The 16,559-nt window shown below is 36.0% G+C and carries 12 protein-coding genes; 8 read left to right on the forward strand and 4 right to left on the reverse strand.

Annotated elements, in window-relative coordinates; genetic code table 11:
* The first annotated feature begins 2 nt into the window (after window positions 1-2).
* From J0383_RS20870 to J0383_RS23820, 3 genes are all read left to right on the forward strand, one after another.
* Complete coding sequence (locus tag J0383_RS20870; protein WP_207295880.1) at window positions 3-3,170, forward strand: efflux RND transporter permease subunit; 3,168 nt, start codon at window positions 3-5, stop codon at window positions 3,168-3,170.
* 18 nt (window positions 3,171-3,188) lie between these two features.
* Window positions 3,189-4,595, forward strand: a complete 1,407-nt coding sequence (locus J0383_RS20875; protein ID WP_207295881.1) for an efflux transporter outer membrane subunit — start codon at window positions 3,189-3,191, stop codon at window positions 4,593-4,595.
* A 626-nt stretch (window positions 4,596-5,221) separates the two neighbouring features.
* Window positions 5,222-5,476, forward strand: a complete 255-nt coding sequence (locus J0383_RS23820) for a hypothetical protein (protein WP_317196717.1) — start codon at window positions 5,222-5,224, stop codon at window positions 5,474-5,476.
* Window positions 5,477-5,589: 113 nt separating this feature from the next.
* Here J0383_RS23820 and fucP read toward each other — a convergent pair whose 3' ends face one another.
* On the reverse strand, window positions 5,590-6,888 hold the full coding sequence (gene fucP, locus J0383_RS20885) for an L-fucose:H+ symporter permease (RefSeq protein WP_207295882.1): 1,299 nt from the start codon (window positions 6,886-6,888) through the stop codon (window positions 5,590-5,592).
* A 125-nt stretch (window positions 6,889-7,013) separates the two neighbouring features.
* A complete protein-coding gene (locus J0383_RS20890; protein ID WP_207295883.1) occupies window positions 7,014-8,081 on the reverse strand; it encodes a Gfo/Idh/MocA family protein in 1,068 nt (355 codons plus the stop codon).
* A gap of 404 nt (window positions 8,082-8,485) precedes the next feature.
* On the opposite strand from J0383_RS20890, the gene J0383_RS20895 reads away from it, so the two are divergent.
* The 5 genes from J0383_RS20895 to J0383_RS20915 all read left to right on the forward strand — a co-directional run bounded on the left by J0383_RS20895 (window position 8,486) and on the right by J0383_RS20915 (window position 13,220).
* Window positions 8,486-9,250: an SDR family NAD(P)-dependent oxidoreductase gene (locus tag J0383_RS20895; protein ID WP_207295884.1), complete on the forward strand. Its 765-nt coding sequence runs from the start codon at window positions 8,486-8,488 to the stop codon at window positions 9,248-9,250.
* A 179-nt stretch (window positions 9,251-9,429) separates the two neighbouring features.
* Window positions 9,430-10,284 (forward strand): fumarylacetoacetate hydrolase family protein, encoded by an 855-nt coding sequence (locus J0383_RS20900; RefSeq protein ID WP_207295885.1) that lies wholly within the window; start codon window positions 9,430-9,432, stop codon window positions 10,282-10,284.
* 106 nt (window positions 10,285-10,390) lie between these two features.
* Window positions 10,391-11,404 carry a zinc-binding alcohol dehydrogenase family protein gene (locus J0383_RS20905; protein ID WP_207295886.1) on the forward strand — a complete coding sequence of 338 codons (1,014 nt, stop codon included), beginning with the start codon at window positions 10,391-10,393 and terminating at the stop codon, window positions 11,402-11,404.
* A gap of 176 nt (window positions 11,405-11,580) precedes the next feature.
* Window positions 11,581-12,378 carry an SDR family oxidoreductase gene (locus tag J0383_RS20910; RefSeq protein WP_207295887.1) on the forward strand — a complete coding sequence of 266 codons (798 nt, stop codon included), beginning with the start codon at window positions 11,581-11,583 and terminating at the stop codon, window positions 12,376-12,378.
* Between the two features lie 5 nt (window positions 12,379-12,383).
* Window positions 12,384-13,220, forward strand: coding sequence for an amidohydrolase family protein (locus J0383_RS20915; protein ID WP_207295888.1), 837 nt, complete (start codon window positions 12,384-12,386; stop codon window positions 13,218-13,220).
* 204 nt (window positions 13,221-13,424) lie between these two features.
* On the opposite strand, the gene pelA is transcribed toward J0383_RS20915, so the two are convergent.
* Complete coding sequence (gene pelA, locus J0383_RS20920; RefSeq protein ID WP_207295889.1) at window positions 13,425-14,609, reverse strand: pectate lyase; 1,185 nt, start codon at window positions 14,607-14,609, stop codon at window positions 13,425-13,427.
* A gap of 14 nt (window positions 14,610-14,623) precedes the next feature.
* Window positions 14,624-16,294 (reverse strand): glycoside hydrolase family 28 protein, encoded by a 1,671-nt coding sequence (locus tag J0383_RS20925; RefSeq protein WP_207295890.1) that lies wholly within the window; start codon window positions 16,292-16,294, stop codon window positions 14,624-14,626.
* Window positions 16,295-16,559 lie beyond the last annotated feature (265 nt).

Below are 16,559 nucleotides of genomic sequence, written 5' to 3' on the forward strand. Positions count from 1 at the left end.
AAATGTTTAAAAAATTTATACAAAGACCCGTACTTTCGACGGTAATATCGGTTATTATCGTCATTTTAGGTGTTCTAGGATTAATTGAGCTTCCTATATCTCAATATCCGGATATTGCACCGCCAACTGTAAACGTGGCAGCAAGTTATACTGGAGCTAATGCCGATGTGGTACTGAAAAGTATCGTAATTCCGCTGGAAGAACAAATTAATGGTGTAGAGAACATGACGTACATGACCTCTTCTGCAACCAATGATGGTAATGCTTCTATTAAAATTTTCTTTAAAGTAGGAACCAATCCAGACTTAGCGGCGGTAAACGTTCAGAACAGGGTTTCGAGAGCAACCAGTTTATTACCTGTAGAGGTAACTCAGGCTGGGGTTACTGTAACCAAAAGCCAGAGTAGTAACTTATTGATTTTCTCTTTATACAGTGAAGACAAAGCGTATGATCAGACGTTTTTACAAAACTACGCAAAAATCAACCTTGTACCGCAGATTCAGCGTGTTGTAGGGGTGGGAGATGTAACCGTTTTTGGTGCCAAAGATTACTCTATGAGAATTTGGTTAAAACCAGATGTAATGCAGCAATACAAACTGATTCCAAGTGATATTTCGGCTGCTTTAGCAGAACAGAATATCGAAGCAGCGCCGGGTAAATTTGGTGAAAATGGAAATCAGGCTTTTCAATATGTAATTAAATACAAAGGACGTTTAACAAGTGCTCAGGAATTTGAAAATATCGTTATCAAATCAGTTGGTAACGGACAAATGCTTCGTCTTAAAGATGTGGCCAAAGTGGAGCTGGGATCTTTAAGTTATGCTTCGACTATTAAAACAAACGGTGTAGAATCGGCAGCGATGGCGATCAGCCAGACTCCGGGATCGAACGCTCGTGACGTAATTAATAATTCTAAAAAGTTAATTGAAGAAGCCGCAAAGAATTTCCCAAAAGGAGTTAAATATACTACTCTTGTGGATGTTAACGAAAACCTTGATGCTTCTATCGAAAAAGTAATCCATACTTTAATTGAAGCTTTTATTCTGGTTTTCATCGTAGTATTCATTTTCCTTCAGGATTTTAGATCGACTTTAATTCCAGCAATTGCAGTTCCCGTTGCGATTGTAGGTACATTTTTCTTCCTGAATTTATTCGGATTTACAATTAACTTATTGACGCTTTTTGCGATGGTACTGGCGATTGGTATTGTGGTCGATGACGCGATTGTAGTAGTAGAAGCCGTACACGCAAAACTCGATCACGGATATAAATCAGCTAAAAAAGCGACGATTCATGCAATGGACGAAATTTCAGGAGCGATTATTTCAATTACATTGGTAATGGCGGCCGTATTTATTCCGGTAACTTTTATTGGAGGATCAACAGGAGTTTTCTATAAACAATTTGGTATTACGCTGGCTGTTGCAATTATTCTTTCCGCCATTAACGCTTTGACTTTGAGTCCGGCTTTATGTGCGCTTTTATTGAAACCACATGCTGACGATCATAAACATAAAAGCTATTTACAGCGTTTTTATACCGCATTTAACGTGGCATTTGATAATGTTACCGAAAGATACAAACGTTCTGTAAGTTTCCTTTCTGTAAAAAAATGGATTGCCTTAGCTTCAATTGTGATCGCTGGAGTGGCATTGGTTTATATGATGAAAACTACGCCGTCTGCTTTCGTACCTTCTGAAGATCAAGGAACTGTTTTTGCAAACATTAGTTTACCGCCATCTGCTTCTATGGAGCGTTCTGATGTAATTGCTAAAAGAGTAGACAGTATTGCGAAAACTATTCCCGGAGTTAAAAATACACTTCGTATTGTTGGACAGAACTTTACAGCCGGTGCGGGTAGTGCCTACAGTATGGTTATCGTAAAATTGAAACCTTGGGATGAACGTGATTTAAGTGTTGATGATGTAATTGGACAGCTATTTGCTAAAACAAGCGGTATTCGTGAAGCCAATATTTTCTTTATTTCTCCTCCAACGATTCAAGGTTTTGGACAAAGTGGTGGATTCGAATTCCAATTACAAGATAAAGGCGGACATACCACTGCCGAATTCTATAAAGTTAATAATGAATTCTTAGCTAAATTAGCCGAACGTCCTGAAATACAATATGCAACGACACCATTTAACCCTGGTTTCCCGCAATATATGATGGATATTAATCTAGCAAAAGCCAAAGATGCAGGAGTTTCGGTAAACTCGATTTTATCAACTATGCAAGGCTATTATGGTGGATTGTACGCTTCGAATTTCAACAAATTCGGAAAACAATACCGTGTTATGATTCAGGCTTCACCAGAGTTTAGAACCAATACGCAGGGATTAAATAAAATCTTTGTCCGCAACAGTGCAGGAAACATGGCGCCAATTACGGAGTTTGTAAAAATGACCAGAGTATTTGGACCAGAGTCGATTTCGAGATTTAACTTGTTTACGTCTATTGCGATTACTGGAGCGCCAAAACCAGGATTCAGTTCTGGAGATGCTATTAAAGCCATTCAGGAAGTAGCAGCAGAAAATCTTCCAGCAGGTTACGGTTATGAATTCTCAGGATTAACGCGTGAAGAGCTGGCATCGGGAAGCGAAACGATTTTTATCTTTATTCTATGTCTGGTATTCGTTTATTTCTTGTTGAGTGCTCAGTACGAAAGTTACATTCTTCCTTTTGCGGTATTGTTTTCAATTCCGTTTGGATTGGCTGGAGCGTATTTATTCTCGATTATATTTAAACTCAACAGTAATATTTACCTGCAGATTTCCTTAATCATGCTTATCGGACTTCTGGCGAAAAATGGTATTTTGATTGTCGAATTTGCTTTGGACAGAAGGAAAAAAGGACTTCCCATTTTACAAGCTGCAATTGAAGGAGCAGTAGCACGTTTACGTCCGATTTTGATGACTTCATTCGCCTTTATTTTAGGATTGGTTCCGTTAATGTTTGCAACCGGAGCAGGTGCTGTAGGTAACAGATCGATTGGAACTGGAGCAGTAGGAGGTATGTTAATCGGAACGATTTTAGGGGTATTTGTTATTCCTATTCTGTTTATCATTTTCCAATCTTTACAAGAAAGAGTGAGTGGGCCGCCAAAGGAAAATTATGACGACGATGACGACGATGAAGAAATTCATTTACTAGAAGCTCACAAAGAGTAAAATTTAATTAAAACAAAGATGACGAATAGTTCAAATAAATATATTCTTATGGTAATGACAGCCGTACTTTTAAGTGCGTGCTCCGTTACCAAAAAATACGAACGTCCGGCAACACTTTCGACAGACAACTTGTATCGTGACCAAACTTCGGCAGATACCACTACAATTGCCGATATGCCGTGGCAGAGTGTTTTTAAAGATGAGAAACTAAATGCCTTAATTCAAAAAGGATTAGATCAAAACCTTAACCTGAAAAATGCTATAGAAAACATCATTCAGGCGAGAGCTTCTTTGAGCCAGAGTAAATTAGCCTATTATCCAACTTTACAGCTGGATGCTAATGCGACACACACAAAGCAGTCAGAAGCAGGACTTAACTTTCCGGCAGGAATCAATATCAATACTTTGACTACAACGTATAAGTTAGGTTTAAGTACTTCTTGGGAAGCTGATATCTGGGGAAAACTGAGTAGTTCTAAAAGAGCGGCTTTAGCCAGCTATTTAGCAACCGATGCTGCAAAACAAGCAGTTCAGACACAATTGATTTCGGACATTGCCAATAACTATTTCTTACTTCTTGCGTATGACAAACAATTGAAAATTACGCAGGAAACTTTAGAAAGCCGTATTAAGAACGTTGAAACGATTAAAGATTTAAAAGAAGGTGCTATCGTAACCGGTGCAGCTGTCGTTCAGAGTGAAGCCAACCAGCACGCGGCAGAAGTTTTGATTCCAGATTTAAAACGCAGTATTCGTGAAACTGAAAATGCAATCAACATTTTATTGGCACAAGCGCCTGGACCAATTGACCGAGGTGAATTAGGCTCACAGATTGTTCCTGAAAATATTGCAGTTGGAGTTCCTTCTCAATTATTACAAAATCGTCCAGATGTTCGTCAGGCCGAATTTAATTTCAGAGTTGCTTTCGAATCAACCAATTTGGCAAGAACCTATTTCTATCCAAGTTTAACGCTTACAGCCAGCGGTGGATTCTCTAACTTAGAATTGAAAGATTTCTTTAGCAATTCTATATTCTATTCGATTATTGGAGGACTAACACAGCCGATTTTTAATCAAGGTAAAAACAAATTGAGATTAACAACCGCTCAGTCGCAGCAATTGCAAGCATATAATAACTTTCAGCAGAGTTTATTAACAGCAGGAAGTGAAGTTTCAGATGCTTTGTATTCATATCAAATGGCAGTTGAGAAAGAAGACTCGAGAGCGAAACAAATAGAAGCTCTTGAAAAAGCAGTTGATTATACACAGCAATTATTAGAATACAGTTCAGCTACGAATTATACTGATGTATTAACATCTGAGCAAAACCTTTTAGCAGCGCAGTTAAGCGGTATTAATGATAATCTGCAGAAATTACAAGCATTAGTAAATCTGTACAGAGCTTTAGGTGGAGGATGGAAATAATATCATAACGAACTCTTAAAACTTTACGTTTGTCGTCGAAATTATGCTCTTTGTCTAAATAATAGTACAATACCACAATATTGTATTACTTTTGAACTGTTTAGATGAATCATAATCTAAACACAAACGATAAAACTCCAAACAAGATCATAATAGTTCCTAGGATGATCGCCTTGAATTAAATAAACATGACTAAAAAACGCCCCTTTTTATGGGGCGTTTTTTGCGTTTAAGGCATTTATAAATAGGAATTGTACATCGCTTAGAAATGACTGTTCGTCGATTAATTTTCGGTTTCGGTATAATGGATATGCTAAACTTAAATATTGGCACTAATTTCGATTTATATTTACAGAAATAATATTTAAACACTAAGAAAATGAAAAAGCTAGTATTCGCCTCAATGTTATTTATGAGTGTATTTTTCGCTCAGGCGCAAGTATCAATTAATGTAAATATCGGGACTCCGCCAAGCTGGGGGCCCACAAGGATATGATGACGACAGGTATTACTATTTACCAGATATCGATGTTTATTATGACATTAACCAGAGTGTATTTATTTACGATAATGGCGGTAGATGGATTCGTGAAAAAAGACTTCCTGCCAAGTACAGACAATATGATTTGTATTCAGGTTACAAAGTAGTTTTAACAGATTATAGAGGAGATGCACCTTATACGTATCACACAAAACACAGAGCCAATTATCCAAAAGGATATCATGGAAAACCTCAAAAGAACAGAGGTGAAAAGCCAGGAAAAAACAATGGAAAACCTCAAAATAAACATAAGTCTGATAACAAAGACAAAGGAAACAAAGGCGGAAGAAATAACCATTCCGATAAAAATAATGACCATTCAAAAGGGAATCGTCACTAACTAGATTTAAACATGACCAAAGAAAAACGCCTCAGAAATGAGGCGTTTTTTATGAAAATAGTAAACGATTGATTTATAACTAGTATAGTTTTTCACTATTCACTATTCACTAATCACTGTACACCTTTCACCTTATGTCCGTATAAACCAAACGACAAAATAATCACAAAGCACAACAGCGGAATAATATATCCAGCCTGAATATCATCGTGTTTCATATCGATTAAAGTTCCCATTCCGTAGGGAAGGATAGCTCCTCCTACAATTGACATTACCAGCCATGATGAACCAGTTTCTGTATTTGATTTTAAACCGACTAATCCTAAAGAGAAAATAGTTGGGAACATGATCGACATAAAGAAACCAATTCCGCCCAAAGCATAAATTACTACGATTCCAGATCCGTAAATCGCTAATAAACAAAGTACAATACTCGCAGCACAGTAAATAGAAAGCAGCACATAATCTTTAACGAATTTTAAAAAGAAAGTACCAATAAAACGTCCGGACATGAATAAGAAACCGTAAATTCCCAGATAATATCCAGCTGTTTTTTCATCTAAACCAGCTCCTTGCTGAGCAATTCTAATGAAAAAACTAGTGATACAAACCTGTGCACCCACATAAAAAAATTGTGCTATAACTGCCCATGTTAAATGAGAAAATTTTAAAACAGAGAAAAATCCTGGTTTAACTTCAGCTTCGGTATGTTGTGGTTTCATCGATGGCAAATGCATAAAATAGAATATTACCGCTACCACAACCAATACAGTTCCTAAAATGATATAAGGTAATTTTACTGCCGCTGCTTCACCTAATAAATAAGCTGTTTTTTCAGCATCTGGCATAGCGGCCATTTGTTCTTTTGTATGATTAGTTCCTGAAAGAATGAATAACGAACCCACAATTGGTGCCACCATAGCAGCTAATCCGTTAAAAGAAGCAGCTAAATTTAATCGTTTAGAAGAAGATTCAGCAGGGCCTAAAATAGCAGCATACGGATTCGCACTTGTTTCCAAAATAGTTAATCCGCAGCCAATTACGAATAAAGCAAATAAGAACAACTCGTAGGTTCTGGAATTAGCTGCTGGGACAAATAAAAAAGCTCCCGCAGCAAATACTAATAATCCCGTTATAATACTGTTTTTGTAACCAAATCTTTTTATCAGCATTCCCGCAGGAATCGCCATTATAAAATAGGCAAAAAATACCGAGGTGTCAATTAAGGTCGATTGGCGGTTGTTTAATTCGCAGGCCTTTTTAAGATGCGGAATTAAAATAGAATCCAGATTGTGCGCCATTCCCCAAAGGAAAAACAAGCTGGTAATTAAAATAAATGGCAGAAGATAGTTGGTTTTTCCTCCTTCTGTAGGCACTTGGTGCTGATCTCCGGTTTGGTTGGTTACTTGCATTCGTTAGATAGTTTTTTGTTTCTCACGATATAAATGATACAAGATAATTTAAGCAGTGTGTTGCGTAAACGATGCGCAAAAATTATAGCAACTTATATATTTATATGGTTTTAAAAATTTAGGTTTTATAATTTTTCTATTGATATTCCGCCATTGCTACTGCTGATGTAGCAAGCTTCCACTACTTTCATGGTGTCTAAAACGTCTTGAACACTTGCCAATAATTTAGAATCTGAACCCTCTTTAAAGCGCATTAAATTTGACATTGTTCCAATGAAAGCTTCTGGAAACCAAGAACCTTCGAGTTGAACTTTTTTCCATTCATATTGTCCAGCTTCGTTTTCTACGGCATATTCAAAAATATCCGGCAGACCGTCGGGATAATTCATTAATAATCCCATTTTGGCTTTTATCGCACCTTTTGTTCCTTCCCATTTAATGTAGCTTTCTTCGTGGTTTGGACCAAAATGATGATCGTGGTTGGTATTGATTACTACATGTTTATCTTCTCCATAATCTAAAATAATCGTAGAACGGCTTGATGATAGTTTTTTAAGCGGATGTTTAGCCGTTTTTGCCATAACACCATTTGGATTTCCCAAAAATGACCTAATGCAATCGATATAGTGAACACTATGAAAAAGAATTTCCAATCTAGGATGTTCCTTAATCAGCGGAAACAATTCCCAAGGTGTATTTACAGTTACTTTAACTTCTAAATCGTATAAATCGCCAATTAAACCTTCATTGATAAGATATCGTGCTGCACTTACAAATGGTGAAAACCGAAGCTGAAAATTGATTGCAGCTACTAAATTTTTTCTTTCGCACACAGCCACAATATCTTTAGCCTGTGCTAAATCATTTCCCATTGGTTTCTGAATCAAAACAGCAGCACCATCAGGAAGCTGTTCTAAAATCTCGATATATTGATCGGGTAGAACCGTAATGTCGTACACTGTATCTGGCGGTGAGTTTTTAACTGCGTCGGCAACATTTTCAAAAACATGTTTAATGTCAAACTCTCTGGCTAAATCATGTGCTTTGGAAATCGTTCTATTCGTAATGCCAAAAACCGTAAATCCAGCCATTTTGTAAGCCGGAAGGTGCGCATCTTTTACAATTCCGCTGGCGCCAATAATCACAATTGGCTGATTTGTTTTGGGCAGTAAAGGCTTGTAAGGAATATTCATTTTTAAATATTTTAATTTAAATCAGTGTGTCAAAAACTTTGATAAGTTGACGAGACTAATTCTTAGTTCTTTAATATTCTTCTTAGTGATGTAATCGATTAAATTAATAAATGTAGAATATACAATTACAAAAGTAGAAATAAGATTCACATGAACAAGGAAATGTAACTTTTTGTAATCGTTTTTTTGAGGTATGTTATGTTCTGCATTAATTTTTTTACAAAGCATGTAAAAAATGTTATAAAATTTTAAAGAAAGATCATTTTAGGGTATAAATTATAAATTAAAATATTATTTTAGATTTAATCGATTACATTTGTAATTGTAGATTTTACATTTATGAATATTCATAAACATTTTTTACTAATAGCAAATACCCATTTTAAAATTTAATACCTAATAAAATGTTTTCATTACAGAATAAAAAAGCTGTTATAACCGGAGGAGGAAGCGGCATTGGCCGGGCAATTGCAGTCTTGTTTGCCAAACAGGGAGCGGAAGTTCACATTATCGATTTAACTTTAGAAAGCGCACAAGATGCAGTAGATGAGATAAAACAAGCAGGAGGAAAAGTATTTTCGTATGCATGTAATGTAGCTAAACAATCTGAAGTACAAGCCGCTTTTGAACAAATTGGAAACATCAATATTCTTATTAATAACGCTGGAATTGCTCATGTTGGTAAAGTAGATACAACTTCAGAAGCTGATTTTGACCGCGTAATGGAGGTAAACGTAAAAGGAGTTTACAACTGTTTACACGCCGCAATTCCACAGTTCAGGCTTTCTAACGGAGGCGTGATCTTAAACATGGCATCTATCGCGGCATGGGTGGGTATCACTGACCGTTTTGCGTATTCAACAGCAAAAGGTGCTGTAATGGCAATGACTTTATCTGTAGCGAGAGATTATTTAAGCGAAAACATTCGATGTAATTCTATTTCACCGGCAAGGGTTCATACGCCTTTTGTAGATGGTTTTATTTCTAAAAACTACGCCGGAAAGGAAGAAGAAATATTCGACAAACTTTCTAAATCACAACCAATAGGCCGCATGGGAAAACCAGATGAAGTTGCAGCTCTTGCTTTGTATTTATGCAGTGAAGAAGCAGGTTTTATCACCGGATGCGATTACCCAATCGACGGAGGATTTATTAAATTAAATAACTAAGGAAGGGGCTAAGGTTCTGAGATTCTAAGACTTTTTTAGATTTTAGAAAATAGTTAGAAGTTCAGTTCCGATGGCAATTAAATCATAAACTCAAAAAATAAAATAAATTGCAAAGTTACTGAGATTAGAAAAAAAACTTAGAACCTCAGTAACTCAGAACCTTTAAAAAAACACACACAATGAAATTAATACGTTTTGGAGAAATCGGAAAAGAAAAACCGGGAGTTATAATTGATGAAAAAAGATATGATGTTTCTTCTATAGTTTCAGACTTTAACGAAAACTTTTTTGAAGAAAATGGCTTAGAAAAATTACAAAAAGCATTAGACAGCAATCCATCTTTACCAGAAGTGGATGCCAGCGTACGTTTAGGTTCTCCGGTTGCAAGACCTTCAAAAATAATCTGTATTGGATTGAATTATGTGGATCATTGTAAAGAAACCAATGCACCAATTCCAACAGAACCAATCATTTTCTTTAAATCGACGACTTCTTTATGCGGGCCAGACGATGATTTGATCATCCCTAAAAACAGTGAAAAAACGGACTGGGAAGTAGAATTAGCATTTGTCGTGGGTAAAAAAGCAAGTTATGTTGAAGAAGCTGAGGCTTTAGATTACGTGGCCGGATATGCCTTATTAAATGATTACAGCGAAAGAGCGTTTCAATTAGAACGCGGCGGACAATGGGCGAAAGGTAAAGGAAGCGATACTTTTGCGCCTCTTGGACCATTCCTGGCTACAAAAGACGAAGTATCCGATGTGGATAATTTAAAAATGTGGCTGACAGTAAATGGTAAAAAATACCAAGACAGCAATACCTTAAATTTAGTTTTCAAAATTCCGTATTTAGTACATTATTTAAGCCAGTTTATGACTTTGCTTCCTGGTGATATTATCAGCACAGGAACGCCTCCGGGAGTTGGTTTAGGAATTAAACCAGATCCGGTTTACATTAAAGCCGGTGATGTTATCGAACTAGGAATCGAAGGTTTGGGAACAAGTAAACAAACTGCAGTTGCTTATACAAAGTAATTATTAACTCGTTTAGCATAATTATTTAAACACATAGAAACATAGTTTCGACACTTAAAAAAGTCTATGGGTTAATTGTTTTACGAATAGTTTTAAAAAATCTAAAATGAAATATATTGTTTGCGAAAAACCGCAGGAATTTCTATTAAAAGAAACCAGTATTCCAGAACCAAAAGAAGGTGAAGTACTGCTGAAAATTAAAAGAATCGGAATCTGTGGAACTGATATTCATGCCTTTGGAGGGACTCAGCCGTATTTTGAATATCCAAGGATTTTAGGACACGAACTGGCAGCAGAATATGTAAAAGGAAATGCGGCAGGCTTTAAACCCGGCGATAAAGTAACTTTTATTCCGTATTTCAACTGCGGCACTTGTGTGGCATGTCGGAACGGATTGACCAACTGCTGTGTAAATATTAAAGTTTTTGGAGTACATATCGACGGCGGAATGGCTGAATATGTTTCCATTCCAGAGCAGTATTTATTACACGGTCAGGGATTAGATTATGATGAACTGGCTTTGGTTGAACCGCTTGCTATTGCAGCTCATGGTGTGAGAAGAGCAGCAGTGAAAGCTACAGATACTGTTTTGATAATGGGAGCAGGACCAATTGGTATTGGATTAATTCAATTTGCTAAAATTGCGGGAGCAAGAGTAATTGTAATGGATATTAACGATTATCGATTGAATTTCTGCAAAACAGAATTAAATGCCGATGAAACCATTAATCCGTTAAACGACGATGTGGCGGTTAAACTGGCTGAATTAACAAACGGAGATATGGCAAATGTGGTAATTGATGCTACTGGAAATCAGAAAGTAATGAACAGTGCTTTCAATTATATTTCGCATGGAGGAAGATTTGTTTTGGTCGGACTTCAAAAAGGAGAATTGAGTTTTAGTCATCCGGATTTCCACAAAAGAGAATCGACTTTAATGAGCAGCAGAAATGCGACAATCGAAGATTTTGAATATGTAATGAAATGCCTGAAAGAAGGAAAAATTGATCCGAAAAAATACATTACTCACAGAACGAGTTTTTCTGAAATGATTAACGATTTCAGGAATTTGATTGATCCTAAGAATAATGTGATCAAAGCGTTGATTGAAATTGAGTAATTTCTTTTAACACATAGAAATATAGATTTTTTGTTTCAGAAAGAGAATTGAAAGAAACTAGTTTCTAACACATAGCTATGTGAATTGAAATTAGTGAAACGCCTTTTTCAGATTCCTATAAACTATGTTTCTATGTGTTTAAATTTAAGCGTTGCTAATTATTAATAACCACAAAAATGGATTTAAACTTAAAAAATAAAATTGTCGTTGTTTCCGGTTCGGCTGGTAAAGAAGGCAGTATTGGAGAAACAATCATTAACAGACTAGCAGATGAAGGAGCAATTCCGGTTCTAGTAGACAGAAACGCAAGAGGTTTCGCTTACGCGGAAAATCTTCAAAAAAGAGGAATTGATTCTTTATTCGTTCAAACAGATGTTACTGATCCTGTTGAAATCGAAAATGCGGTTAAAACAATTACAGCAAAATACGGAAGAATCGACGCTGTAATTAATAACGTTGGTGTGAATGACGGTGCAGGCTTAGATGCCTCATACGAAGAATTTATGGATTCTTTAAAACTGAATGTTGTAAGCTATTTTTTATTAGTAAAATATGCGCTACCATACTTAAAAGAATCAAAAGGGAATATCTTAAATATTGGTTCAAAAGTCGCTTTAACAGGGCAGGGAGGAACTTCTGGTTATGCTGCTGCAAAAGGAGGCGTTTTAGGACTTACAAGAGAATGGGCAGTCGATCTGATTCAGTTTGGAATTCGTTCGAATGCCATTATCATTGCCGAAAGTTATACTCCTGCCTATGAAGACTGGATTAAAACACTGGAAGACGGTGAAAGCGTTTTAAAGAAAATAAACAAAAGCATTCCGTTTGAAAGCAGAATGACTAAAACAGAAGAAATTGCAGATACGGCACTTTTCATTATTTCTGATCGTTCTTCGCATACTACCGGACAATTTGTTTTTGTTGACGGCGGTTATGTACATTTAGATCGTGCCTTAATTAGTGATGTAAACTAAAAAGCATGGGAAACCGAATCGATTCGCATCAGCATTTTTGGAAATTTGATCCCGTTAGAGACAGCTGGATTGATGAAACTATGGCGGTAATTCAAAGAGATTTTCTGCCTGAAGATTTACAACCGTTATTAAAAGAAAATCATTTTGAAGGCTGTGTTGCAGTTCAAGCAAGCCAATCCGAAGACGAAACGCATTTTTTATTGGATTTAGCATCTAAAAATGATTTCATAAAAGGCGTTGTCGGCTGGATAGATTTGAGAAGTGAAAATGTTGAAGAACGTTTACAATTCTTTTCCAATCAAAAAAAACTGAAAGGTTTTAGACATGTTGTGCAAGGCGAACCAGACGATTTTATGTTTGGGACGGAATTCAGAAGAGGAATTCAAGCTTTAAAAACATTCGATTACACTTACGATGTTTTGATTTTCGAACGCCAGCTGCCAGCAGCAATCAGTTTGGTGAAGGATTTTCCGAATCAGCGATTTGTAATCGATCATATTGCGAAACCAGATATCAAATCAGGAAGCATTAATTCTTGGAAAAAAGGCATCGAAGAAATCGCAAAATTCGACAATGTGTGGTGTAAAATCTCTGGAATGGTGACAGAAGCCGATTGGGAAAACTGGAAACCGCAAGATTTAAAACCATATCTAGATATCATTTTTGAAAACTTTTCTACCGATAAATTAATGTACGGATCGGATTGGCCTGTTTTAAATGTAGCTTCAGATTATAAAGAAGTGGTAAAAACTTTGGAAGATTATATTTCGAAATTTTCGATAGAAGACCAAAATAAGATTTGGTTTGAGAATGCAATTTCATTCTACAATCTGAGTGATTAATTTTTAATTTTTTGTAAGCTTCAGAGAAGCGAAATATATATAGCAAGAAATACAGTTTTACAATATAAAGCTCCAGTGGAGCGACATATCATTATAAAAAAGATGTCGCTCCGCTGGAGCTTTTTTTATTTTATCTTCTATAGATATTTTACTCCGCTGGAGATTTAAATAGTTTTACTATGACAAAACAATGTGTTGAAATTTTTACTCCTTCAAAACATCATCATCAGGCGTCCATTTCTTTTGCCATGCTGGATATTTTTTCAAAGCTTTTTCAGGTTTGTCTGTATACCACGCATAACCCGTTCTTCTTTCACGGCTTACTTCTGCCAACGAATACAAAAGTTCGCTGTCGCGATCAGAAAATAAAGGTCTGTGTGTTTTCAATTCATAATAACGCGTCCAAATTGGCGGAGCTGTTGGATCATTCACAACTCTCACATCATTTTTGATTTTCTTGTATTTAGAATCCATTTCGGGAGCTTCAAAACTTTCAATTCTTGTATTGTAAATTTTAGAATCCTGAAACCATTTTACCGCACTTTGCACCGCATTGGTAATCTTTTCATTCGGATTGTCAATATTCATTAAAAACAAAACAATATCAACACTTTCGGCATTGCAAATGCTTGGCGGTTCAAATTTACGAGCCCAAGTCGGTTGAAGTGTTATTTCGTCGTGTTGCTGGCACCATGCAGTTAGTTTTCCATTGTCTTTAATCTGCATTTCTAGAATACATTCCAATCCTTTTTCATATGACTTCGCTACTTTTTTTCTGGTTTTATCGTCTATAAAAGCATAATCTGGATCATTGTTTACAATCTTTTTAAAGAGATTCATAATCCCCATGTAAGCTCCGTCATTAAAAGTTATATGACGGCTGTATCCTTTTTCCAACGGATAATATTGTGGCCAGCCTCCGTTTGGATATTGCGCTTTTAAAGTAAAATTAATGCCACGCAGACAACCATCTTTATATTTTGGATCTTTTGTAAGTGTGTAAACCTGCGCTAAATAATGAATATGCGTATAAGTCGTTTCATTATCAAAAGTAGTATGTTCAATGTACTTTGTTTTCACAACGCTATCAATTTGCTGTGGCGTTAAGATGGCTTTCATATCATAGTTCTTCGGCCATCCGCCATTATCACGCTGGAAATACAGAATGTTATCGGCTATTTTAGCATAGTCCGTTTCTGCATATTTCGGCTGATTGGGAATTGGATTTATGATATTGGTTTTATCTTTAATATGATACCAATGATTTGTGCCGTCTGTAAAAGGTTTCGTGCTGATCTCGCTTGATTGTCCATTGCAGCATAAAAATGAAAAAGTGCAAAAAGTAACTAAAAGTAATTTGTAGGTGTTTGTGGAATTTTCGTTGAACATATAACTTTTGGTTTTTAGAATTTTACAGCCTTTTTAGGAACATCTTTTCCAATTGTAGTAGTTTTAGATAATCCACTTAAATTGATATTTTTACTTGCTCCACCATCAATTGTAAGGGCACTTGAAGAAGTAGGATTGAACTCAACATTCGTTAAAGAAAGATTCTGAGCATTGTAAATCTCAAATGCATTTTTAGCTGCGATATCTAATTTTAAATTACTGATTTTAATTCCGTTTGCATCAATTATAGAAAAGCCTTTATCTGCTTTTGCAATTAGATTTGTGATCTCGATATTTTCTAAATTCATTTCAGGAAGACCTTGTAAAAATACCGCTTGTTGAGCGCCTCTAATCGTAATATTTTTGATTGAAATGTTTTTAAACTGAGGTGTTTCTTCGTTTACAGGAACCAGTTTTGTAGTTTTCGTATTTCCGCCTTCTGCCAAAGTTTCGGCGATTGATTTTCCTCCGTAATACAAATCAAAAGAAATGGCTTGAGAAGGAATATCAGTCATAAAAACATCCGAAATAAAGATGTTTTCTACAACTCCGCCGCGTCCGCGTGTGCTTTTGAAACGTAGTCCAACATCAGTTCCCATAAAAGTACAGTTTGAAACGTGCAGATTTTTTACCCCTCCAGACATTTCGCTTCCAACTGTAACACCGCCATGACCGTGATAAACAACATTGTTTTTCACAATAATATTTTCGCAAGGAACACCTCTGTCGCGTCCGTCTTTATCTTTTCCAGATTTAATGCAGATCGCATCGTCGCCCACATCAAAACTTGAATTTTCGATTACAACGTTTTTGCAAGACTCCACATCAAGTCCGTCACCGTTTTGTGAAAACCACGGATTTCTAACCGTAACATTTCTCACAATTAAATCTTCAATTAATAGAGGATGAATATTCCAAGCAGGAGAATTTTGAAAAACAGGTCCGTCAAACAACACTCTTTTGCTGTTTTGAATGCTCACCAAAACGGGACGAAGAAAATCATGAATCGCTTCAAAATCTTCCTTTGTTTTCAAATCTGGACGCACATTTTGATCTGCACCTTTAGCACCTTTTAAATATTGTTCAGAAGGATACCAGCTGTCTTTCTTTTCATTTAAAACGCCACCAGAAGCCACAAATTTCTTCCATTGTTCATCAGTCAGTTTGCTCTTTTTCACTTGCCTCCAAGCCTCACCAGAACCATCCCAAACACCATTTCCTGTAAAAGCTACGTTTTCAAGATTTTTGCCATAAATAGGAGAGATGCATCGCCAAGTATTTAAACCTTCAAAACTGGTTTCGATAATGGGATATAAAGTTTTATCTGTAGAAAATTTGATTAAAGCACCAGTTTCTGCATGAAGTTCTATATTGCTTTTTAAAATAATCGGACCCGTGAGCCAAATCCCTGGCGGAATAATTAATTTTCCGCCTCCTTTTTTAGAAAGCGCCTCAATTGCATCAGCAAACACTTTTGTATTTAAAACATAACCACCATTTACTGCTCCAAAGTCTTTTAGATTTACTGTATTAGCAGGAATTACAGGTTCGTTAACTTTTGGCATTCTAAACTCAACATTTGCATAAGTGTCGTATAAGTTGCTTTGAGCATTCGCATTTTTCGATGCCAGACAAAGCATAATTGCGATTCCAAGAGAAAAAAGATGTAGTCGGTTGGTCTTCATTGTTAGTAATTTTTTGGTGTTATTTTTATAGATGTGGAAAATTACTTCTTACATAAATAACAATAGTTAAATGTAATCGATTACACAAATCTATTAAAAAAGTTTAAATGATAGCCACGAATTCACGAATTTTCTTTTTTTAAATCTTTGCGATTATTTTTTCGAATTAATTCGAATAATATTTTTAGATAAAGTGTTAAAAATAAAATTCGTGAATTGCTTCGCCTGTTCACTATCGCTCGAGTCGTGGCGAATAAAAATCTCA

The organism is Flavobacterium endoglycinae, from assembly GCF_017352115.1.
In the GTDB taxonomy this organism is placed as follows: Bacteria; Bacteroidota; Bacteroidia; order Flavobacteriales; family Flavobacteriaceae; genus Flavobacterium; species Flavobacterium endoglycinae.

Bases quoted from the DNA above. Each gene is read 5' to 3' on its own strand.
- J0383_RS20890 (WP_207295883.1), bottom strand. From the start codon at position 8,081: ATGAATATTCCTTACAAGCCTTTACTGCCCAAAACAAATCAGCCAATT.
- J0383_RS20895 (WP_207295884.1), top strand. From the start codon at position 8,486: ATGTTTTCATTACAGAATAAAAAAGCTGTTATAACCGGAGGAGGAAGC.
- J0383_RS20925 (WP_207295890.1), bottom strand. From the start codon at position 16,294: ATGAAGACCAACCGACTACATCTTTTTTCTCTTGGAATCGCAATTATG.
- J0383_RS20875 (WP_207295881.1), top strand. From the start codon at position 3,189: ATGACGAATAGTTCAAATAAATATATTCTTATGGTAATGACAGCCGTA.
- J0383_RS20900 (WP_207295885.1), top strand. From the start codon at position 9,430: ATGAAATTAATACGTTTTGGAGAAATCGGAAAAGAAAAACCGGGAGTT.
- fucP (WP_207295882.1), bottom strand. From the start codon at position 6,888: ATGCAAGTAACCAACCAAACCGGAGATCAGCACCAAGTGCCTACAGAA.
- pelA (WP_207295889.1), bottom strand. From the start codon at position 14,609: ATGTTCAACGAAAATTCCACAAACACCTACAAATTACTTTTAGTTACT.
- J0383_RS20910 (WP_207295887.1), top strand. From the start codon at position 11,581: ATGGATTTAAACTTAAAAAATAAAATTGTCGTTGTTTCCGGTTCGGCT.
- J0383_RS20915 (WP_207295888.1), top strand. From the start codon at position 12,384: ATGGGAAACCGAATCGATTCGCATCAGCATTTTTGGAAATTTGATCCC.
- J0383_RS20905 (WP_207295886.1), top strand. From the start codon at position 10,391: ATGAAATATATTGTTTGCGAAAAACCGCAGGAATTTCTATTAAAAGAA.
- J0383_RS20870 (WP_207295880.1), top strand. From the start codon at position 3: ATGTTTAAAAAATTTATACAAAGACCCGTACTTTCGACGGTAATATCG.